Source organism: Alistipes sp. ZOR0009, assembly GCF_000798815.1.
Lineage (GTDB): Bacteria > Bacteroidota > Bacteroidia > Bacteroidales > ZOR0009 > Acetobacteroides.
In genome coordinates this window covers 40,180-65,675 of sequence record NZ_JTLD01000003.1, presented here as the reverse complement: position 1 = coordinate 65,675, position 25,496 = coordinate 40,180, and the positions used below count along the sequence as shown (strand labels likewise).

Annotated in this window: 6 protein-coding genes; 1 reads left to right on the top strand and 5 read right to left on the bottom strand. The window is 44.6% G+C overall.

Annotation, left to right across the window (positions count from 1 at the left end; genetic code table 11):
* Positions 1–338: 338 nt before the first annotated feature.
* The gene (locus L990_RS00675; protein WP_047444500.1) at positions 339–986 is read right to left on the bottom strand and encodes a response regulator; all 648 of its coding nucleotides are present in this window, start codon (positions 984–986) and stop codon (positions 339–341) included.
* Positions 987–1,128: 142 nt separating this feature from the next.
* On the opposite strand from L990_RS00675, the gene L990_RS00670 reads away from it, so the two are divergent.
* A complete protein-coding gene (locus tag L990_RS00670; RefSeq protein WP_047444499.1) occupies positions 1,129–2,223 on the top strand; it encodes a hybrid sensor histidine kinase/response regulator in 1,095 nt (364 codons plus the stop codon).
* On the opposite strand, the gene L990_RS00665 is transcribed toward L990_RS00670, so the two are convergent.
* From L990_RS00665 to L990_RS00650, 4 genes are all read right to left on the bottom strand, one after another.
* Positions 2,220–4,574, bottom strand: coding sequence for a sensor histidine kinase (locus L990_RS00665; protein ID WP_047444498.1), 2,355 nt, complete (start codon positions 4,572–4,574; stop codon positions 2,220–2,222). The genes L990_RS00670 and L990_RS00665 overlap by 4 nt on opposite strands.
* A gap of 16 nt (positions 4,575–4,590) precedes the next feature.
* The gene (locus L990_RS00660) at positions 4,591–4,824 is read right to left on the bottom strand and encodes a DUF3820 family protein (protein ID WP_197057202.1); all 234 of its coding nucleotides are present in this window, start codon (positions 4,822–4,824) and stop codon (positions 4,591–4,593) included.
* Between the two features lie 117 nt (positions 4,825–4,941).
* Positions 4,942–13,731: a hypothetical protein gene (locus L990_RS00655; protein WP_156121262.1), complete on the bottom strand. Its 8,790-nt coding sequence runs from the start codon at positions 13,729–13,731 to the stop codon at positions 4,942–4,944.
* Between the two features lie 415 nt (positions 13,732–14,146).
* Positions 14,147–25,378 (bottom strand): beta strand repeat-containing protein, encoded by an 11,232-nt coding sequence (locus tag L990_RS00650; protein ID WP_156121261.1) that lies wholly within the window; start codon positions 25,376–25,378, stop codon positions 14,147–14,149.
* Positions 25,379–25,496 lie beyond the last annotated feature (118 nt).

Sequence of the window (25,496 nt, the reverse complement as noted above, 5' to 3'; positions counted from 1 at the left end):
CACGGGCTTTTAGCAAAAAGGTAAGGAGCTTTTTTAAAAAGTTCCTTACCTTTTATGGGTAACACAAAAGAGCTTCAACTCTTCTAAGCTACCTTCCACTCTCTCTTTCCTAAAATCGGTTGAATTGCACTATTCAGATCAACAGAAAAATATAGCATACCAGAGCTACTCTGGTACACCATATTTCCCCATTCTTCAGACGTTAGAATCAAGACAGATTTAAATTAACGCCCCTTTAAGTGTGGCGTAAAGATCCGACAAGAGCACAAAATAGAACAGGGTGCAAATAGCTAGCCGTTACGTAGCTATTTGCACCCAGCTCAGATAGGAATTACTACCTAGTCTATTGTCAAGATTCTATTTTTGTAGGCAAAGGAAATAAGCTCCGAGGTGTTTTGCACGTTCAGCTTGCTGTAGATGTTATTCCGATGGTTCGAAACCGTTTTAACGCTGATGTTGAGCACATCGCCAATTTTCTCGGAGGAAAAACCTTGAGCAATGAGGTTTACCACCTCCCGCTCGCGCTTGGTAAGCAGCTGGTCGGCATTGCTGCTTGCCTTACTTTCAACCATTCTGCTGGCAAAAAGGGGAATCAGCTCCTCCGAAAAGTAGTTCTTACCCTCGTAAACGGTTCTGATAGCCTTTTCGAAAAACTCAGCTTTTATATCTTTAAGGACATAGCCCATTACACCAGCCTCCAGCATTTGCTGCAGGTAAATCTCCTGATCGGCCATTGTTATGGCTAAAACTTTTATATCGGGATAGCGCTCTTTTATCTGAGTAGCCGCCTCAACTCCGTTCATTTCGGGCATCATGATGTCGAGCAGCACAACGTCAATACCCGCATCGTAGGCAAGTTTATCCAGCAAATCCCTCCCATTATCCACCACTATATCCAAGCTAAAATCCCGAATCTTTCTAAGAACGGCGATCATCCCCTTTTGAAATAGCTCATTATCCTCAGCCAGTGCTATCCTTATCAACATGTAAACCTGTTTATCGCGCTAATATAGCTATTTATACCATCTCGACATAGGTATAAATTCCTATTCTTTTCTTAACAAATCGGTATATAACAGCATAAATTAAGTACTTTTGAAAAGTTTTTTAAAAGTACCGGGCACGAATATGAGGGAGAACAGCATAAAGAAGATTCTAATCGTAGATGACGAAGCCAACAACCTGCAGCTTATAGTTGAGTCAATCGAGGAAATTGAGCAGAAGTACGATATCCTGCTAGCCAACAATGCCATCAAAGCATTGGGGATTACCAAGAAAGAAATGCCCGATCTCATCATCACCGATTGGGAGATGCCGGGGATAGATGGAATTGACTACATTAAGCTCGTAAAGAGCGATGAGCAGATTGCACACATCCCCATTCTCATGTGTACAGGTGTTATGGTGAGTTCCGAGCACCTCAAGGCGGCCCTCGAAGCGGGTGCGCTCGATTTTATCCGCAAGCCTTTCGACAAGATAGAGCTGAACGCCCGTCTAAACTCTACCATGAAGCTGGCTGACAACATCAAAAAGGTAAGGGATTTAAACGCAAAGAAAGAGCGGATCCTTTCCATCATCGCCCACGATCTTCGAACTCCCATAGGAGGAATCAAATTTCTTTCAAAATCGACGCTAGAAACAGGACAAGATTCGAGCGCCATGCAAGATGCCCTAAAGAAGATAGAGGAAGAGGCCTCCAACACCTACGAACTACTAAACAACCTGCTTATCTGGATTAAAATACCTAATACCGACTTCTACCATCCCGAAATCGTACAGCTTGCACCGATACTCGAAAGTGCGAGCACCTTCTCCAAAACAGCAGTAGACGAACGCCAAATAGAACTTAAGCTTGAGATTGAAGATGCAATGGTTACCTGCGACCGGGAACTCATTGCCTCAACCATCCGCAACCTTGTATCCAACGCCATTAAGTTTAGTAAAAAGGATGGCCGCATCACCATCTCTAGCCAAGTGGAAGATCAGCATGTTACCATAAGCGTTGCCGACAACGGCATCGGAATGTCTCCTGAAAAGATTGAGCACATCTTGACAATGCAAAAGGAGCGTCAAGCGAGCAAAAGCAGCAACTCCAGAGGCTGGGGAATAGGCCTAAGCTTAGCGAGTCAAATCCTAGAGCTCCACCGAAGCAAGCTGCAAATAAAGAGTCAGGAAGGTGCTGGAACAACCATGCATTTTACCTTACCGCTTTCCAAAAGTTAGTGGCAAGCCGACATACGGCCAAGCTGTACCTTTGTTTCCTCCAATATCTTTTGGTATCGATAGTCGTTACCTCCCCAAATAGATTCCAATAGACTCTGCATCCACTCCTGATACGACGGGTTACTCTGAAACCTAGGCTCGTTCAAAACTTTCCTAATACGGCTTACCTCGTGCACCTGCATACCCAGTAGCAGGCTCAAATTTGCCTTAAACAGGTCAAGTTCTCCCGGCTGCTCAAAGACAGGGGCAAAAGGCATCGTTTGCTCCAAAATCTCAGGCTGAAGTTCGCCCAAGACGGGCACCTCTAGAGCAGGAATTTTAAACCAGAAGATAGAACCACCTCCATCTTTTGCTGTAAACCCAATCTCTCCATCGTGCGCATCAACCGCCATTTTGCAAAAAGCTAAGCCCAATCCGCTTGGCTTTATGCGCCCAAGCATCCGCTCATCATAGCTTTCGTACTGATTAAATACTATGCAAATCTTATCTTCCGGAATCCCAGGTCCACTATCTACCACCTCAAAAAGACAGTAATCATGCTCCAACCGACTCTCCAAAATAACATCAGAGTTAATTGGCGAATACTTCAGCGCATTTGTCAGCAGGTTTATAAATATTCGCTCCAAGACATCCTCGTCTACCTCCAAAATTAAGCCCGCAGGAATCCTATTAACTATCCGAACGCCCTTTTGGTACGCGAGATAGTTTACGCTAAAAATAGCTTTTGACAAAACCATACCGACCTCTACCCGGCGCTTATAAAGCACCATCTTGTCGTTATCATACTTCTGTATATCCAAGATATTCTGCACCAATCCGTGCATTTGCTTTCCGGCCGATGTTATCCGATCATCCTTCGAATAGTTCAGTACCATATTCAACGGATTCTTTAAATCATGAACGATCATCGCCATTAGCGCGTTTTTCAGATGCCCCATCCGGGTAAGCTGGCCATTAACCTCCAACAAAACATCGGCTTGAGCCTCTATTTCCATTTTCTGAAGGCGAATTTCCTGCGTACGCTCTTCAATCTTGCTTTCCAACTCCCGATTGTAACGCTGCAGCCTAGCAGTAAGCACCTCTACTTCGCGAAATGCCACGGATGTCTTTTTGGAAAGCACCATCGACTGCGAAAAGATCATCACAAACACCCCTAACGGAGATAGAAAAGACGTATCCAGCACTCTATTGTAGAAAAGAATATCATTTACTAGAAGGATGAAAAAGAAGCAGTAGCTGAATAGGAAAACAAATGAGTTTTCCAACTTTTCCATTGCCGCCTTAAATAAAACGTAGAACACGTAAATCCCGCTAATAAAAATAATAACCTGATAGGCAATTGGAGTATAGGTAAAAATAGTAGATGGTGCCGCAATAACCAGCAAAGTAAACATGCCTGCAAGCAAATACGAGATGCGAAGAACACCCTTAGAGAAAAGTTGAGGGTACATTTGCTGTATAAAATGCAGCAGCAGCGGAGGAGAAATAATGTAAGAGAGGTACTCTATGCGAACCGCCACAACCCAGTCAATACCGGGTAGCATCTTTAGTATTAACTTTTCTCCAGTGGTTAGCAACCTTACCATTATTGTAAAACAGAAGAGGCTAAACAGCAAGGCAGATCGATCAGTCTTTCGATATAGAAAAAGTACCAGATGGTACAAAGACATCACCAGAAATATTCCAAATATAAAATAGCCAACCCCCTCTTGCAACGATTTAAGGTTGAGAATATCCCTCGCGCGTCCTAAAATAATGGTATCCTCAGGACCACCCTTCCAGTGGTGAAAATTCGAGATCTGTATAACCACCTCTGTGGGGCGATTGCTGCTTACAAAATAAACATCCCGCCGCGCCCAACAGGGAACCATCTCACCAGCCGACTTGGCAACTTTCCCACATTGAGCCCTTAACTTTCCGTCAATCCACAGCGAATAGGCACTTTCAAACTCCTTTAGTTTCAATCCGTAGCACCTATTGGGGGATAACTTTAGCCAAAACCGAATAGTAGCATATCCTTTGCCCTCGAGCTTCCGGCCATCAACCTCAACACCATTCCATAATCCAGGAATTTTAAGGTAGCCATCCCGCTTGGCGGTATCGGCAGCTAGTGCTGCTGGGGTCAGCAGCTGATTCCAGTAAAACTCAGCTTCGCCTTTTAGGCCTAACGACTTCCCGTCACTAAAGCTATCTGTTACAGTAAACATTCCGTTCTTTACAACCACAGAATCCGGCTCTACTATAAATGATTGGTAGGCATAGTCAACCGTTAGTAATGCTGGAAAAAGGAGAACAAGAAGGAGCGTTAAAATATTACGAAATCGCTTATATCGCATACCTAGAATTGCCATAAATGTTTGAGAATACTTATCGCCTTACCAATGGCCACACAATAGATTCTAATCCGTTGAGCTTAATTTCTAGCATCTGCTCCAACAGTTTACCCAACTCCCCTTGAGGAAAGCCTTTCTGCTTGTACCACACTAAATAGAGTTCTGGAATCTCCAACAGCAACCGCCCTTCGTACTTACCAAAAGGCATTCGGGTATTGGCAACCTTCAACAAGAACTGACGGTAATCGTCCATTTGTACTCCCTCCATTCCTAAACCATCTTTTAGATAAACAAACACAAAGAAAGTCCCAATCTTTCAAAGTACCAAGAGGGTAAAAGACCAAGGTGGCATCTTTTTATGTAAAAGAGCCACCTTGCGCCTATCTTATTTCGAGATATTGTTTCCAATGTGGTAAGGAGGGCCTGTAACGGGTATTCGATAAAAGTTTAATGTTTGATCGGCTGTATTAAAGCAACCATAGGTATCCTTCACCGTAACGCTAACCTTTGGATTTTTAAGAATCCCAGCTGCTATATCAGGGAATAGCGTGCTATTGGCTGGAGATGTAACTCCTGTTTGCTCGTTAGTAGCAGCCGTTAACGTAAAGCGGCTGTCACTTATGCTCCATGTATACGAATACCCATTTTCTTTAACCTGAAGATTAATGACACCTCCTGCACAAGCTGTATATGAATTTGCATCTGCAGGCTTTGATACCTGCTCAATGGTAACGATAGGTCGTGCATAAACTGTTACATTCACGCTTTTAGCATTCGCACTTAATCCGCTAGCATTACTCCCCACTACCGAAATCGTTGCAGTTCCTGTATACCCAACGGCCCATTCAATTCTGGCAGTCAATACACCTGTTGAGGAGACTACTCCAGCCCCAGATATAATCGACCAGTTAAGCGATGTGGCACCTATAGGCAAAGCATCCAACGAAACGTTCGTAACCATTTTTTCTGCGGCAGTACTAGCACAAGCTGTTGTGCTAGCAACTGATGGCGGGTTAATTGGATCATTAGGTATGCATTGCTTTACCGTCATCTTTACGGGAGAGGCAGAGGCAAAGCACGCTCCGTTTCCAACCACCGCGTATATTTCATCACCATCAACCAACGATTTGGTAGTATAGGTATTTCCAATAATTTTTTCGGTAGGCACCAATACCCCATTATGATAAAAGGCTACAGAGCCAACAGGAGATACACCGTTATCGTAAGCGGAAAATTTCACCTGATCGCTACTGCAAACCTCCGTTCCCTTATCTGAAACCACCGTTGCAACAACAGCATCAAGTACCGTTAGTGTGGGTTTATCTGTTTGAGATGTTTGGCATGTCCCTATACTTGCCCTCACTTCGTAAGTACTGTAAATACCCTTAGGTGCATTTATTGTTGGCGTAAGGGTTATTGTGCTTCCGTTACCATTTACGGCACCACCAACAGGAGCTCCTAAATTATCAAACAGCTGGTAGGCAACCCCACTCTCCGAAGCGGCAACTGTTATCGATGCAGCATTCCCTTTGCATACAGAAGCATCCGACACCAACTTATTAGATAATGGATAAGCATTTACCTGAGCTGCTTTCTGATCAGAGACTGAGACACCGCCTTTGGTTTCTGTCAATTTAATCAGTTTGGACCCTGATGTCTTCCATCTCACCTCTAGAGATGATTGGTAAAGGCCTCCAGATACAATATCGTAATCAGTACCAGAAGTTCCTGAAATTTCCCAACTATAAGTATTGCCACCATACTGTGCTGTAGAATAAACGACTGTATTATTGAGACATGTTACTAATGATGGATTTGCGGTAATTTGCGGGGTAGGTTTAGTGTCTAAGCTAACATCCATAGACGTAGTGACAGGACAGCTATTAGAAGATGACTTCTCGGTAATACTAATAGTTCCTGACGAAACAGAATTCCATGTAACCGTCACCTCATTGAGATTAGCACCTGCCGTAATTGTACCACCTGAGATACTCCAGCTATAGCTATCACCTGAAACGGCAGTAACCGAATACTTAACACCCGAGGCTCCTTGCATAGAAGGATTAGGGCCAACAATTACTGGATTAGGTGTACGTTTTACCTTAATCCCAACCTCATTCGAATTAATATAGTTCTCATCTCCTACTGCATTCTTTACGTAAACCACCTTTACCTTATGGTCAATATCCTTATCGACTGCCGAACCGATAGCGCTACCTGTTAGCGCAAAAGTAAATGGCGATATTGGAACATCTAGCGAAACTGGTGTACCACCATCCACCGTATACTGAATCTTCCAAGGTCCCCCCTCTGTCATGGTTAACGTAATGTTGGTAGACTCACCACCACAAATCTCCGTAGGCGAAGGTGCTGATAATACAGCTGTAGGCATGCCTGCCAACGAAAGCGTGTAGTACTTATTCGCATTAGCATTAAGACGTTGATCTGTTGTACACACCGTTTTTGCCGCTTTATCTACATTGACAGCATCGCTAACTGACTTCCACATGGATCCATTGTACTCCGCAACACGAATCTTATTCATGCTCTGCAATATGGATGGCATACCACTAAAGTCATCCCACTGCAGACGAACGTAGGCTTTATCAGATGCGCCAGAAGAGGTATTTTTAATTCGCCAGTATTCCCTATCACTGATACCGCTCAGCTGTGCGTTATCAAATGACGAACCTATAGCACTTGGACTAGCCTTGTAGTACTGCGTCTCCCAATAAGACGGAGTTGCAGACGTAGATGTATTTTCTACACTAACAGGTGCCGAGTGATCTAAATCACCAGCAGGGAAAGTAAATGTTGACCCAGAAAACATGTTCTTCTGCATTGCACCATCTACAAAAGCATCAGCAATAGTGTACCCACTTCTGGTATAACCAGCACCTGTAGATGTTAAACGTAACACCTTACCTGCTGCTACATCAATAATCCCCCTATTCAGCGATAGCAAGTTGGTAACATCAACCGAAGAACTTAAAGAAAGCTTTTGAGAAGCCTGATTTTTTTGCAGCTGCAGGTTGTAGAATTGCTCCGTAGCCGTACCTGCAATACTTACAGTCTGATTTCTATCACCCACCAGCTGTACCTGCGAGGTTCCCGGCACCCAAGCACCAGCGCCTTTTTTATTGTCCCAGTTCCCGTAAACTCTGAGTATGCCTTGATTTGACGATCCCAACTTTTTAACAACACCATCGGCTATGGTAAGATTACCGTAAACAGTATGGTAACGCGAGTTTAGCGAAAGCGGAATAACCTTGTCTCCTAACCCTGTAAAGTTAAGATTTGGAAACTCCGTAAAACGAGCATCTAGCGTACCTGCCCCATTAAGTTCTATGGTAGAAGCCGACTGATTGGTAAAGGCGGTAAGATCACCACCTGGAGGAAGGAACTGCCCGTTATAGGCCGCAATCATTAGCGTACCACTCCCTGTCAACCTTCTAAAGTCATGGTAAATCTTATCCTGCAGGTTTAGCGTACCATTAAGTTCCAAACTATAGGCCTGCCTATTATTCTGTGTAATTGTAATAGTATGACCTGATTTAATTATCACCCTATGACCATTTGGACCACTAGTAGGTAAAGTATAGTTCGCAGGCACATCTAGATCTTCTGGCTTCTTTATCAGCCATGAATTTTTATCCTCCCAGTTTCCACTATTTACATTAGAATAGTAGACAGGCTTACCAAATAAGTTTTCTTGATGGGCAATTGTGTACTCCCCTCTTAGGTAATCCTTATTCGATATAGTGAAAGTTTTACTGCTTGCATCGATTGCTGCATCTGTAATACCTCCTAATGGGTACCAGTTATCCGTAATAAATCGTCCTACCTTAGAATCTGAACTCCACGCCAAATTACTTACGTAAGTAAATTTCATAGTCGATGTGTAGCCAGTCAAGTTCAACGAAGGTTCCACAATCCAGTAATAGTCCAAGTTGTTTTTCTTGTTGGCTGGATCAACAAGCATCGGATGCTCCGAGTTTATAGGCAAGACCCGAATGCTACCTCCATCGGTATTGTTATTGCTCAACGTTATGGTTGATGGCGTATACTTCCCTCCTGCAACTCCAAGGGGGTATAGAAAAGTGACTATGCCCATAGATTTGGGAAATACCTTCTCGACTCCTTTGTCTCGATAAATACCGTTTGTCATGATATACTTGCCACCGCCAGCACCTTGAATTTCCGAATTAACACCAAGACGCAAAAGGTTTTCATCAATATTCAAAATACCTTTTACAAAAGTAAGACGGTTATTAATCGCAAACTCATCATCAAAGGTTACTCCCGTTGCATTATTTATGGTGACATTACCAAATCCCCCCTTAACGTCGCTCCAAATACGCTGCGCTACCTGAGTTGTCCCATAAGCAATAGCACCATCAAATACAATACCGGTAGCACTATTGGCATCGCTCTCATGCACTGCGGTATTCTTCATATCACCCTTAACGGTAATTGTATTGCCCTTATCCTGAAGCGTACCTGCCGATAGATCTAGCATTTTTTCGACAAGTACATTCGAAGTAGTACCCAATGCTAATTTTGCACCTGGCTTATTCACTACAAGAGTCGAAAAAGTCACATTGCTTCCTGATGTGCCTACTATTTGTCCATCACCACCACCTCTAAATGTGGTGGTTTGGGTAGCACCAGCAGCTGCTCCATGCTGAAACCCATCGTTCGGCTGATAGTTAAATAACGATCGGCCTATTGTTAGATCAAGACCATTCGCTTTAAACCTACCGCTAGATACAATAGTCAAGTCATTTAGTATCTGTAACGGATAAATGGTATTTGTAGCAGTAATGCTCCCCCCAACCACCACAGATGGAAGAAGACAGGATGCCGAAAGACGAATATCTTTACTACTAGAACTCGATGCCCCTAACTCCACGACACCACCTGTAACCGTCGCTGATTCTGGTTCAACATACAGATCTCCAAAATTATTCCCGCCTCCTTCTGCAATTCGGAGTGTTCCCCCGGTCATGCTAAATACAGAACCTACATTGAGTACCTCAAACTTTGCTCTTTGATTATTCCTAAATGTAGATAGAGAATAGTTGGGACTATCATTTTGATTCTTTCCCAAAATATGAACCGTACCACCGCCCTGGTAGTAGCGCAACGATCCTACAAACTGGGCAACGCTTCGGCGTATCTGCCCCCCTACGTAGAGGTTACCGCCATCAACTCTAATAGTAGGTACACCACTTGCTCCTACTTCAATATCATAGTTATGTCCACCACCTTCTGGTCCAACATACAGGTTACCCAGCTTAACTCCCAACGCCCCAAACAGCAGGATATCTCCATCGTTACCGTAAGCATTACTATTAACAGTAACCTTTGCCAAAGGGCTATCAACCGTAAGAGCCGCCGTTGATGGTATAATAAATCCACCACCTGTTGGATGGTTAACATTTAAGGTCGCCCCTCCGCTCACTAGAAGTTCTCCGTTCAACAGGCTAGTAGAGCCATTTATGGTAGTATTGCCATTGCTTATGGTTAACTTTGTTGATGCTGACACGCCCTTATCAACCACCAAATCTTTTATGGTAACATTGCTACTTCCAGAAACCACTCCGGATACGATTCCCTTAAACGTTGTTGTTGCATAGCTAGCATCGAAAGATCCATCAGCCCTAAGGTTTTCTCCTATAGAAATAGCATGCCCCGATCCACCTGTAACCCTAAAGTTAGCACTTGCATCTACCAACACATCTTTCCCTACCTCCAACTTATGTGCTCCTGTATTCCAAAAATAAAAGGCCCCCTTCCTTAACAACAAATTACCTCCTACCGAAATATTAGTGGAGGCTGTAGCTGTAGCCATCTCACTGGTTAGGTCTTTTCCAGTGCAGATTAAATCATTATAAATGGTATTTTGCCCACTTTGAAAGGAGTATCGCGTTCTAATCTCTGGCGACAACACCAAATTATAGTACGTACCTTGAGGAGCTGCAGGCAATGTTCTCGATTCAGCCCCATAGTACTCCACTGTACCTCCATTGGTTCCACAAAAGTCAGAGAAATCTCCACCAGGCAAAGTTGTTGCAGCAGCTAGCTCCACCTTAAGAGTACCACCACCACCTTGCGATTGGTCGGCTAGGTAGCCAAAGCTACGGGTTACTGTTGCCTCCGGAATCTTAACATCGAGGGTTGCCCCTGGTTTTATGATTAGGCGCTTACAGGAAGCATTAACTGTAGCAGGAATCGTTACTGTATGAGTATCGCTAACCACCACAATAGAGCTGGCATCAGGAATAGTAGCTCCTGCTGCACCTCCAGGAGTGGTAGACCAAGTGCTGGGAGAATTCCAATTGCCGGTGGAGATAATGCTAAAGTATATCTTAGGTGCCGCAAATGCTTCCAACAAGCCTGCGGTATATTCTCCTTCAATTTGCGGCTGGTTGGTAGAGGTTACGTTATGGTTAGTCTTATCAACCGTAACAACCGATGGGTCGGTTATCCACCTATCGCCTCTAAATATTGCTCCTATATAGTCTTTCTCATTGGTAGCAGCAGGCTTAACATCTGTAGATGGTATGTAATTAAACAACCAGTCAGCATTAAGTCCCAAAAAGTTAGTAGTATTTGTTTTCCAGTAGCAAGCCAAACTTTTCGTTGCATCGACTAGCGGATGAGCTCCGCTAACCGGTTTTACAGTAACCAGACCAAGTTGACCAGGTTTAATGTTAAGCCTAAGCGTTGCCGGATGGTAGCTGCTACCAAAACCTACTGGGTAAGTAAACAAATAGGGATAGGGATCGGTATCTGTCCTCCCACTGTAATCCTTTACAACACCCTCATCGGAGAGTAGTCCACTCGTTCGAATCATCTTAGCTGCCGAAAATGCAGTTCCCGTACCGTTATCGCTAAATACCGATGCATAGGTCCCTAAGGTTAGCCTATAAGAACCAATATCCAAAAGACCACTAACAAGACGTAATGCCGAAACGCTACCATCGAACCGTTGGTTGGCGGCAAGCGTTGCATTCCCATTGGTGAGCTTAAGCACACCAAATACACCGTTACCCGAACCTCCAATCGTTTTACCGCTACCCGACATGTTAATGCTTCCGCTACCAGTGCTTATATGCTTTCCGCTATTATAGATATTTCCAGCAACTGTAACCGTCTTACCCTCGTCATATAGCGTAGTACCCTCACCAATAGTTAAGTTTCCGTTTACCTGCATATCTGTTTTGGTGGTAAGGTAGGTACTCCCCCCCACCAGCTCCACGTTATTTAGATTGGCGGTACCGTTGTTGGTGTAGGTTTGTGCCCTACTACCATTAAAGCGGGTGGTATTTGTGCCTGGGGTGTAGGTGGCATTTGCGCTTATAAGCATATCCCCACCAACGATTACATCTTGGTTGTTTGCATTGAACGCAAGACTTCCTGTACCACCAACTTTTTGCACTACTAAATTATTTAAAACCTCTAGAGGTTGTACTGCTACCGCTGCCATCGGAGCATCCGTTCCTCCTGGATTATAACCGGCATAGTTACTCAATGAAATGTTACGGCCATTATTAGAATTCCCCAATAAACTTAAGTTATAGAAAGGCACCTTCGAAACAATACCTGCATTACGGTTATCTGCACTAATAATAACCATACCTCCTGTTAAGCTAGCATTCTTAGGATCCATGCTTAGCAATATGCTACGACCACCACCAACTTCACTACTGCTAGTAGAAGCCTTTATATCAAGCACCGCATCTCCACTCATTTGAAAGATATTGTTGGGGTAAGGAAGGGTAAACGCGGCATATTGCCCTGCTTTAACATTTCCTGTAATAGTAAGCCTACCACCATTCATAATCACACCACCTCTATGCAACCCGAGTTCTCCTCTTGCAGATGTACGAAATACGCCTGCGGTAGCATCACCACCACTTTGCTCATAAATACCAGCACCTCGAATAATTATGCCTTCGCTGCCTAGGGAAGAAAAGGTACTATTTCCAGTTATTTTAAGTTTACCATATATAATCACACACTCATCACTAGCCCTCCCTACATCAATAGTTGCCACTGTTGCCCCATCCAGCCAAAGTTGAGCATCACTATCAATTGCAAAAACATTCCCATTTGTAGCAATTCCAGGTAACGAAATATTTTGACCTAAACGCAATGTTCCTGCATAGATTTCTAGAGCCTTATTGTTTCTCAAACTACCAGGTTCGTCAGGATTAGGGACATCTCCATCAAAACTCCCATCAATAGTAAAATTACCAGCAGCGTTAGCCTGCACATCCAGCATATAGGTATCGTCTACACCTTTATCTACTACTAGTTTCCAGAACTTGGTAGTGCCATTACATTGCAACAGCTGATCTTTGGATGGGTTGTTAAAAGTAACGGTGGCACTATTTTGATAGAAATAATATTCCGAATAGAAAGTCACATTCCCCCCATTATTTATAAGGTCACTCTTTAATATAACCTTGTTTATAGGATCAATGTAAGAGTTATTATTTCCTACAGATATAGATCCAGCCGAGAATACCGTTACATTTCCATCAACCACTAAAGTCTTAGCATAATCACTACCATTATTAATCTGCAATCCTCCTTGTTTTATGGTCAAATCTCCATTAACCGTAAAATTATAGGAGCTAGTTCCTCCAATAATCAGCTTATTTGTCGAGTTAGTAAAGTTCAGAATAAGGTTGTTATAGGTGACTGCAGCTGTTAAGGTAATACTAGCGCTAGCATATACCTCCACCGTTCCACCGCCTGCGCTATTAAAGTTTCCATTCCCAAATGAGGGCAGCGTGGTAGAGGAGATGCGCAGCAACCCTTTACCATTTACATCCCCAAGAGTATGTCCTGTAGTGTTTCCAAGATCAAGAACTGCACCATTCTCCACTTCGATGACTTTCGCTTTAATGGAATTGCCAGTAGTGAAAGAGATCACGTCGCCATTACGAATAACCACATTATCAGCCAAAGTTGGAATGGCAGCACCTATGGGCGTTGTCCCAGTTGGGTCTAGCGTCCAAGTATTAACCGAATTCCAATCGCCATTTTTATAGGAGTAGTAAGTCTTTTGCCCCCAGCCCCGATTGGGTAGCAGCACAACAAATAGAAGAATAGCAGCAAGCGCTGCGCGTTGCAGAATGGTAGATAGAGATCCCTTACCCATAGCCATTGGTATGTTGAATGTAGCGTACGTTACATAGCAGCTGCGAGCTAGTCGCAGGCAGGGTATTTCTACACCATCTCTTCTACACTAAATCAAATCTACAGCACGATCCTACAACACGATCCCTGCACAACTACAAATATTAACTTTTTTTGCCATTCACCCAAAAAGAACTTCAACTTATTTGCAGCAGTCCTCTCAATCAAGTGCAAAAGGAATCTCCACAACACATTCCTCTTCACCTGTTTTCCTCCAAAAACGGCCGCTCACCAATGCTAAAAGCAACATCGGCACACTATCAGTGCAGTACTTATTCACACATCGCGCAGGCTACACCTGCACATTCGTAAGCACAAAAGTAGCTGCACAAGGAGGTAGAAACAAAAAGGGCACCTCCTTCGAGATGCCCTTAGCGCTACTTAGCAATATTATTCCCTATATGGTAGGGCGGCCCTGTTACGGGACGACGGTATACCGTTACGCTCTTTGTTAATGTTGTTGTACATCCGTTGGTACCCGTTACCACTACGGTAACATTCTTGCTTACCTGCACTACGCCCGCACCAAAGATAGCCCCATTAGAGAGCCACGTAATGGTAGGCTGGTAGCTGTTGGTTGGCGTAAACCCGCCAATATTATCCTGCACACTCCAAGTATAGGTGGGATAGGTAGAATTAGTCAAGGTAAGAACAGTTGTACCATCAGCGCATCCTTTGTAGACGTTAGCCGCATCCCAAGCTACCGCAGGAGCTGGCTTTACGGTTATTGTAAGCACATCAGAAGTTGGCCCTGCTCCAGTTCCATTCTTAGCCGTAACATCTACCTTAGCATCGCCAGCGTAGGCCGCATCCCAGGCTATAGTTGCGCTAGCTGTTGTTCCGGTAATAGTACCAGCAGTAGCAGGGGTCAGCGTCCATACATACAAGTTGGCATCGGCACCTGCCGGAGCAGCCGAAATGCTCACCGTACTACTAGCCGTACCCTGACAAATTGGGTTGGTTGTAGTGGTAGGTGTTACGGGTTTGGCGGGCAAGCCCACGTTCACCACAAGCTGCTTTGATCCACCATCGCCACAACCTTCGTTAGTTCCAAATACCTTAACAAGATAGTTACCCGACGTTGTCCAATTAACCGAGAAGCTATCGCCACCATTTGCGCCTACTGTTCCAAAACCTGCCGGAGAAACTTCCCATCGGTAAGTATTCGGGGCTGTTAGTCCTCCTGACGTATACACCTCCGATTTAGGAAGAGTACCCACGGTTGCTACTCCTGTAATATCAGAAGGGGCTCCAGCTGGGTTCATCACCGTAATGGTTGATTCGCTAGATGTTGCCACGCAACCAGCCGCATTGGCTACGGAGACTTTCACTTTACTCCCATCGGCTAAAGAGTTTGTTGTAAACGTATTGGCAGCACCACTTTGCTTAGAAACACCTCCTACAAAGAATTCGTAATTTGCTTCACCGGCTGGTGCCGTAAATGTTATGGAGGCATCCTTACAAATCTTGCCATCTGCATCGGAAAGCGTAAGCGTAGCCGTTGGCTTTGCATTAACTGTAACCGTTGCTTTATCAGGCAGAACAACAGCACAACCATACTCATTACGAGCCCTAACATGGTAGGTAGAGGTTGCTGCTGGCGATACTACAAATTTATACGGAGCCGAATTTATCTCCGAACCGACATCCGAATTTGCAGGTTCGAGCTGAAGCTGGTAGAATATATCAGCCTCTGGATTACCTATCACTATCTCACCGCTACTACCATTACATACCGAAATGTCGGTAAGCGTTGGCGACGAGGAAGGATAGGAACGAATTGTTATATTTTTTGTATCGGTACCTTGAGCAAACCCAACCGCAGACTCGGTAACACTAACAGAGCCCACGCCAGATGAACCCCATGTAACCTTAATAGAAGCATCGTTTCCTGCACCCGCATTAACGAAGGTTCCTCCAGTAACATTCCAAGAATATCCATGTCCTGCCACATAAGAGGTAGAGTAAGTTACCGTCTCGTTGGCACACGCGTTGGTGAGCTTATCGGTATTGGTGGTTGCAATTGCAGGACTAAGAGATGCCTGCAACGCTACATTAACTATTTTTTCACCAAAACAGGTTGTTGTCGAGTTAGTTTCTCTCACAGTTACAGTTCCTGACGTAGCTGTAGTACTCCACTTTACCGTAATAGTATTACCTGTACTAGCCCCCTGAATAGTACCATTAGTTACCGTCCACACATAGGTGCTAGAGGGTTTCTTATCATGCACCTCGTAGGTAACCGTCTCGCCCTTAGCAGCAGTCACTTTCCCGTCAATAGCCGGATCGGGCGTATCCTTTACGGTAATGGTAATAGTCTTTACAAAATCTTTGATCCCTGTAAACGCATTATCGCTAATGCTTACAACACGTAATGTGTGATCGCCTATTCCTCCCCATTGGTACCCCGTTTTGGATACGGAATAAGGAGTTCCTGTTATCCCGGAGACTGTTTGGGTAGCCCCTTCATCAATCTTATATCCAACGGTAAAGCTTGGATTACCTGTCAAATCAAGCACAACGGTTGGCGTCTCGTACAAACATCCTGATTTGGTAGAAGAAGCATCATTTATGGTTGCCGTAGGTAAAGATTCCACCGATAAGGTGTAGTATTTGTTAGTACCAGCCAAAGATCTACTGGCTGTCGTCTCTACGGTTTTAGCGGCTTCTGTCACCTTATTCCCTACTCCAACCCACTTTGTTCCATCCCATTCTGCTACACGAAGTTTTTGCCTACTGGTAACACCTAATGGAACAACAGCGCTGCTAGCATCCCAACGAAGCTTAACATTAGACTGTCCTCCAGCAGGTCCCTTAATCCTCCAATACTCATCGTTAGATACCGTTTCGAGAGGTGCCTGCAAACTTTTGGGGTCTAACGACGGTGTATTCGTAGAAGGACTAGCGTTATAGTACTCAGCCTCCCATATACCAGGAGACGTCGTTTGTGTAATCGCATTTACAGTTGTTTTTCCTACACGCCCATCTTTTCCAATAGGAAATTCAAAAGTGGTACCATTAAGTAGTCTCTTCTGCATCGGCCCATCAACATAACAAATAGCAGGCACTGCAGGATACATAATTGGACTCGTATAGAAGTGAAAGAGTTCTTTGGTAGGGAACGATTTTATAACGCCACTATACATCAGCAAATTCCAAACAACAATTGTTTTTGCATCAAGCGTAAGCTTATCGCCCGTTTTACTAACCTGTAACGTATAAAAGGACTCATCTGCAGTCGATTTTAAAACTTGAGGCTTATCACCCACAAAGTTAATAATACCAACTTTAGACTCATCAAATCCAGATAGCCCTACATTGTTGGTCCAGTTACCATAAATATGCAGGTAGTAGTTTTTGGAAGATTGCCCAGCAATATAAGTTTTTACAAAAGTTCCAGCATCAATCGTCAGGTTCTGGCGAACGGTAAGCGGAGAGCGATCGTGCAACTTAACACCTGCCCCATTAAATACAACATTAGGCAAGGTTGAATACTCGTCTTCAAATTGACCAGCACCAGTAAATACAAATGTTGCTGTAGTATTTGCCACAAACTCACTCGCATCGCAGGCAACCCACTTAAACTGTCCATCATCCGAGGCGGTAACTTTTACTGTACCGCCACCACGTAAAACTCTGAAATTATGTCCCCACGTCTTTCCTAAGTCAAGGGTTCCGCCTTCCTGAACCTCCAAGGAGTAGGTTGCCCCCTCCTTATTGTTTCGGATGGTAATAGTATGGTTATTTTGTATTATTACCTGATTACCGTTAGGTGCTACTGTCGCTGTAGGACCAGAAGGACTATCCAACCTCCATGAGTTAGGATCGTCCCAGAAACCATTAACCACACGGCTGTAGTAAACATGTTGATCGTCAAAATTGGGGCTCTCACCCGCAGTAAAGTCTCCTACAACGGTTGCTTGGTTGGAAAGCGTAATAGTATTAGCACCCGCATTTACAGCCCCTGCAATACCTAAAGATGGATTCCAGTTTCCGTTATAGTATCGTCCACCAACATATGCCGTTTCATTTCCAGACACATCGGTCTGCAAATAGTTAAAGACCATATTTGCCGTATAGTTCTGAAAACCGGTTGCATCTATCTTCCAATAGTAGTTCAGCTGGTCGTCGGTAGCGCCCACCAAGTTCGGGTGCTTCTCGTTTAGAGGCTTAATCCTCACCGCACCTGCCTTCGAAAGCTCATTAATTCCAATCGTTACGGGGGTATACTTGCCGGCAACACCGATAGGATAGGTAAATGTATTATTACCTATAGCGTAATTTTTAACCACACCTAAGTCAAAGTTTACTCCGTTAGTGGTTATGTATGCCGTTTTGCTGGCACCTTCTATGGTGCTAGCTGCACCCAGCGTAAGCTCCTTCCCTGCAATATTAAAGATTCCCGTTACAAACGAGAGCTTTTTATTGATGGTCAAGTTATCCATCAAGTCCACTCTCCCTGCACTATTATCAATCGTAAAGTTTCCAAAAGTGGCACCGGGCTTCCCATCATAGTCAGAGATAGACTGTACCGCTGCACCAACCATCCTCACCCCTCCACTGGTCGAGGCACTCTGCACAACACCTGAGGTTTCAATATTACCGGCTATGTCAATATAGTTGGAACCGTCCTGAATGGTACCAGACTTATGAGTGAAGTTACCATTTACTCGTATAGAGGTATTGGGATTTAATGCTAAAGATGTCTTTTCTACAATAAGATTGGCAAAGTTGGTTAGATTACCTGCAACACCTGTTATTGCCCCTGCTCCTCCCTTTAAGGTGGTATTTTGCACCGAAGTAGCGGAGCTGCTTGCCTGATAACCGCCTTGATTTATGCCAACGGCAGCATTGGTGTTACTATTAATCAAGGAACCACCAATGGTTACATCAAGATCGTCGGCTCTAAATGTATTACCGGCATCGATCACCAAATCGCCCTTTAGCTCCAAAGGAACAGAATTCAGCTGTACCGATTTTGGTCGGGTTGCATCATTCACCTCTAAGCTCCAAAGAGGTACCGACGAGTAAAGCATAAAATTAGAGTTGGAGGCCGTTGCACCATTACCCAACAGCCATGTACCTCCCGTAACCGTAGACGAGGTCGGGTTTATGTAAACATCGCCCATAGTTCCACCAGCTGCGGCTTGTAGCGTAATAGTTCCACCGCTGGTGTTATAAATACTATTATTGAGCAGCTCAAATACGCCACGAGAGGATGTTACGCCAACCCCTCTTACCAGAAGATCGCCTCCCGACTGCGTATACTTAAGCGAACCAACGGTATTGCTGGTATTACGACGAACTTGTCCGTTTACATTAACCGCTCCACCTGCCATGCTAAACTCTGGAAGACCAGCCGAAGCATACTCAATATCTTTTCCAATATTGGTTGTACCGCTTAGATTCTCAAACTTTCCAAGAAGTCTTAAACCATTAGCACCCGTATTTCCAATAGTAAGTGTGGCCCCATTATTGGTTAAGCATCCCGATGTTGGGATTACAAAGTCGGAGGTAGTGGTTAACGAAAGGGCTTGAGAGCTCGACACCTTAAATGTACCGTTATTAATAAACAACGCTTGAGCCAAGTTGGCAAACGATATATTAATACCAGCAACCTCCAGAATAGGTGTTTGATCCGATCCTTTATCAACCGTTAGCGTGTAGAAATCGGTAGTAGCTCCACCTCCAGAGATCGTTTTATTTTCTGTTCCCTTAAAGTAAACAGGTGCGTAAACTCCAGAACCATTCATATCGAATGTTCCATCATTCTTAAGGTTCCCATAAATGGTTAAGCTACCGCTTGTTCCTGCAGTAACATTAAACGTTGCACCAGCGCTTACATTAACATCGTTGTTTACCGTGATAGGAACTGCCGCAGTTATCGACATTCTTCCCTCCTGTACGTTCAAATCGCCCTTAACGGTACTACTTACGCTAATAAGCGCAGCACCAGGCCCCTTAGTTTCTAAATTCTCATTAGTTGTTAATGGCGATTTAGAAACCGTTATACTATGAGCGGCTTGTGTTGGATTCAGCACCAGCCTATTGTAGGTATTCTTTATCGAGGCAGCATTTAGGTTTAAGCTGCCAGTTGTTGTATAGTACTCAACAATACCTCCACCTGTATTAAGGAAAGCACCAAAGTCGCCCGCGGGGAAATAGTTGCTAGCAATTCGTAATGTACCCTGTCCTCCTACCGACTCTCCTTCGGCATCGCCAAAGTTATGACCGTTCGTTGTCCCAATATCAAGGGTGGAGTTTTTATAAATAATCAGTCCCCCGGTTGTTTTGCCACTTGCAGTTGCTGTTATGGTATGGTTCATGCTGCTACCACCAATTACCACCAGGGCACCAGCGGCCGGAGCAGAAGCAGCAGGAGTAGTTCGAGCCTCGTCGGTAGTCCAGTTCTCCTTATCTTCCCAACGATACACTCCTCCATTTAATAACGTTGGGTTACTATAGTAAGCAGGAACGGTATTACCCAATGTCGATAAGCAGGCAACGAAATCTCCATTCACCTTCGAATAACCCGGTAGCTCTATATAGTGGTTCGTCTCATTTACTGTCGAAACCCCTTTCTGCTCCCATGTAACGGGATTATATATGCGTGCCTCATAGTTAGCCTCGGCACCTCCTCCCAAATCCGCTACCACAAAACCATTGCTATAGTCGAACTTCCATGATACCGCATTGCTAGGTAGCCCAGCAACACCATTACTAGATACGCTCCAATAGTAGGTTAAGGCACTATTCGCCCCTGGCAGCAGCTTATGCCTACTGGCAACCGGACGAACAGTAACATCGCCCCACGCTGTAGGTGCGCTATTAAATGTTAATGTAGCAGGACGATACTTACCGGTGGTTCCTACAGGGTACAGGAAAGTTCCGGTTGCACCCCATGTGCGGGTAACGCCACCGTCGGACCCTAAGCCACCTGTAACAATCATCCTATTGGCATCAAATGTTTGCGTTGTACCTGCCATCGTGCTGTAAACATTGCTGGTATTCCCCAACTTAAGGTTGTAGCTGCTAATGTTTAAGCTAGAGGTGTTGGTTGCCAAGCGCAGGTCGCCATTTACGGCTATATTGGAAGTAAGCGAAACCGAACCTCCACTTTTATTAATAAAGAGGTTTCCAAATGCACCATCTCCACTACCACCAATCTGCTGAACCGAATTATTATCAAGCGTAATAGAACCAGCACCGTTACTTTGGTGTAAACCCGAGTTGGTGATGTTACCACGTACAGTAACTGTTTGTCCATTATCGTTAAGAACACACTCGGGCGATATGGTTAAGCTGTTTCGTACCAGCAAGCCATTACTTTGAATTGTTAAGTTCGACTTGTTAGATAAGGTAACATCCTGAACGCCTTGATCGGCTGTTCCATTATTATAAAAGCGCCCCTTAATGTCAAATACCTGCGCACCATTTCCATTAAAGTTTAAAGCAGCCGTTCTATTGTCAAATATGGCTCCAGTACCCAAGGTAAAGTCGTGCCCCACCGTTAGCGATGTGTTGGTATTGTTAAGCCTAGCATTATTCTCTATGGTCAAATCGTTTAGAACGGTCAAAGGTAAGCTCCCCGCTCTGGTATCAATTTCGGCATAACCTGCGTTACTATTCGATTTGGAGATAACGAGGTTGTAGATTGGCGGGTATGATCCAATTCGCTTACGCTCGGCGTTATCGCTAATTATTCGGACAGTCCCCCCTGTTACGGTATAGTTGGTTGACATGTTATCGTAAACACCACCTTGATCGCTATCCCCTATCGACTTGTAGAGACGAATTTCTCCACCTGTCATGGTAAACACGTTGTTTGCGCTTTCGATATTAAAGGTACCTCTTGTATCCTGCAAACCTGTCTGATTCGTATTACCCGTAAACGAGTTGGCAACCTTCAATGCATTACGAGCACCCGTATTAATTCCAGCAGTGCTTATTTCATACTGACCGCGAAGCTGAAACACCCCTCCTGTTTGAATGTAGGAAGCAATACCAGCATTTCCATCGGCCGAACGCAGCTGCTTAGCATCCACAAAACCACCGTTGATTTCCATTACCCCCGAAACTACGGGCCAGAAAATCAAACCTCCCGACTCGCGAGTCGATAGGTATCCATCGTTAACCCGCATGGTACCATAGATAGAAAACGACGTTGGATCGCCACCATGATACTGAATACCGCATTGGTTGCTCGGCATTGATAGGTTGTAGGCGGCATTCACCTCGCGGTAATCATCGGCTGTAGTAATAACTACCACATCCGAACCATCTAGCACCAATGCGCCGTTGGCTGGGATAAAATAGTCCTGGTTAGGGTCGCCACTATTAGGGGTAGAAGGGTTTGGTCGACCTTCTACCAACGATGGAATAGTTACAGAACCAGTAAGCCTCACGGTTCCATTCTTTATCCATAAAGCTTTTCTTATTTCGGGGTTGGCACCAGCTCCAAATCCTCCCCATGCATTACAACCAAACAACCTAAAGTGCCAATACTGCTTAGCGCTAACATTGAGCTCGTAGGTTTGATCCGATCCCTTATCCATTATTAGGTTGTAGAAGTCTGTCTGCCCATCGCACTGCAGCAAAGCGTTACTTAAACCGTAGAAGCGAACAGAGGCAGCCCCTTCGGCCGCAAGCCAGGTATAGGTAGGATAGGTGATGTTGTCGCTAATAAACTTTACAACGCCACCCTTATTATAAAGGTTTCCGCCAATATATACCTTATGGTAAACATCGTAGTAGCGTGGAACTAGCGAACCACCTGCGTAGCCCGACCCAGGTACCGATCCATCATGAATTTTTGTGGTTCCGACCTTGATGGTTCCGACCGACTCTACGGTTATATCCTTCTTAACATCAACAACTACCTTAGCGCTGGTATTGGTACCTCCATCGGTTCCAATCTGAAATATACCCTTCTTAACCGTTAAGCTTCCGTTTATGGTAAATAGGGCATTATTAGTTCCGGCAACAATACGCTTAGAGGTTGTGTTGTCAAGATTAACAATCAGGTTATTAAAGGTCATCTTAGGGAAGATAAAGTCTGCCGCCGAGCCGTAAAACTCGGTGGTACCTCCGGTTGCGCTATCAAATTGCGAGAAATCTCCTCCGGGGAAGGTATTCGATGTGAGCCTAAGAATCCCCGTACCGTATACCGTTCCAAAGTTATGGCCCGATGTAGCCTTCAAATCTACAGAACCATCCCTAATATCGAGCTCCTTCACAACTATACCATCAACTTCGGTAGTTATAACGTCACCTTTTATTATATGTACCATATCTCCTGCTCCCGGCACGCCTGCTCCCGGATTAACCGTACCCGATGGATCGTAGGTCCAAGAGTCAGGGTCGTTCCACTTACCACTCTGGAAGGAGTAGAATATTTCGGGAGGTGTTACCGAAGCCGACCATACCGCCGTGAGCGAGGTTGCAGCCGAAGCCGACAATTCGCTTCCCGAATTGGTAACAGTACCGCCAGGAACGCCCCATGCCGATGGCTTATAAAGGAACTTATAGTCGGTGGCCGTTACACCTGCAGGCACGTCGCCAGCATCGTAGTCAAAATTAACTCCAGCCTGAATGGTACCCGAGATACCTGTAGATGCTGTTACCCAGTTCCTATTTAAAGGGGTAGCACCGGGGATATCGGCAGCCGCATTGGCCTCGCTTCGTACCTTTAATGTAGCACCTGGCGCAACTGTACCTGTTAAGGTAGAAAGCACCATGGGGGAGTAAACATTCCCATTCCCTACAGGGTAGGTTATTCTAAAATCGTTAACAGCGGCCCCCGCCTTTACCAACGAACCTGTTCCGTTAGTCTCCACCATATTGTTGGCCGAGAATGGGCCACCCGTAATGGCAGACGAGCTGGAGTTCGCGATAGTCAAGTCATTATTCCCCAGCTGCAGCTTACCGCTGGTTAGGGTTAGCGTTCCGTTTATGGTTAACGGAGTTCCAAGCATTGCAACTCCCGATGTCGTTCTATTTAAGGTAAGGTTATTCAGTGTTTGGGCACCAGCGGTAAAGAATAGCGTGCCAAGACTGCCGCTGCCGCCAATGGCAAGGTTGCTGGTAGCTCCGCCTGTTATGGTTCCTGAAGCAGCTCCCGTGCGGGTTACATCACCCGATAGGGTAAGCAGGTTGCCACCAAGCGCCAATGCACCCTGCTGTAGATCTAGGGTACCACGAACCTCTGCACTGCCTTGTAGCGTTTTGGCACCACCACCTGCAATGGTAAGGTTACCGTAGGTAGCTGCAGCCACATTCTGTGCCCCTGCATATCCATACTTCACCGTCGATGTAGGATCTATAACCTCAGTACCCGCATTAAAGAAGGTGGTAGCCGCATTCCCCGTATTGTTGTGCGCGTAGGTCGAGTTGGCATCGAGCTGTAGCGTGGTATTGCTGCTAAGGGTTACCGCTGCATTGGCCGTTAAGGTTGCTCCATCCTCTAGCTGTAACTTTGTATTAGCTCCTGAAATATTCCATGCAGAAGAGGCTGTAATGGTACTGTTCTGCTGTACGACAAACACCTGATTAGGATTTGTAAAATTTGGAGGTGATGCTATTGCACCTGTTCTATTCAAGCTCCAGCTAGAAAGAAGAGTCGGATCACCTCCTCGAGAGTAGTAGGTGACAGCAGGTAGTACATTTACAGTATAATCTTCAACCTCTCCATAGGTAAAACTCGCACATGGATCAGAAAAGCCACCCGAGGTGTCAAAAATCATAATTCTAACCCTCTTCTTTCCTGGTGTTGTTCCAATGGGAGTGCTAAAATTTAAAGTATATGGACCTTTACCTGATGGAGTTGTACCAATAAGCTCATCAGCACCAGTAAAATCACCATCATCATTCCAATCAATCCAAACGCTACAAGCATCGCTATTATACCCCTGCCCATTAGTTACCGTCAATGTATTATTTACACCGACAAGAACATCTGTACTCAACGCGGTAAAATCTGTATAGCCAGAACGTCCTGAAGTATTAGAAATAGCTCCAAGCTGAACGTTACTTATATGCTCATATCTAGTATCTGTTGCAGTTGCGCTACAATACTTGGGCTCTCCTTCAATGATTACATCATCAATTCGGCTCCAACCTGATTTTCGGCTATGCAATATTCTTATTATAACATTCGGATTATCACTATAAGAGTTGTCAAGGGATATCCGAGGAAGGGAGTTGTAGTAATTCGCTAAAACATGCGTATAGGCGCTAGAATTCCAAGTAGAACCATTATTGGTTGACAAGATTAAACTGTTGTTGTTAGGACTCGCAGACTGACTCCTTGCAGCCCACCTAACGCTAATGTTCTTATATCCTACTGTCGAGATTGTAATATCCAAATAATCTCCATCTCCGGAACTTTCATATCCTCGCCCACTATAACCAGCAACATACCTCCAACTGCTACCGCTTTTACTCATAGTAGGGTTGCCTATATTATATGTAGAGTTCAGATCATTTTCAAACTGAAACCAAGCCATTCCTGTTACCTGTCCCCACCCTACGCTAGGAGCCAGTAGTACAAAAAATAATAAAAGGATTCTCAGCCTCCGATCAATAGCAGATATAGTATACCCCTTACCCATTGCCAACATGGTTAATTAAAGAAAGATTTCCAACAAAATTAACGACCTGAAACAGGCCTTTTTAGAGGATGGTAGTAATGATTAAAAAAGTCAAACAGCACAATCCCACCACACAATT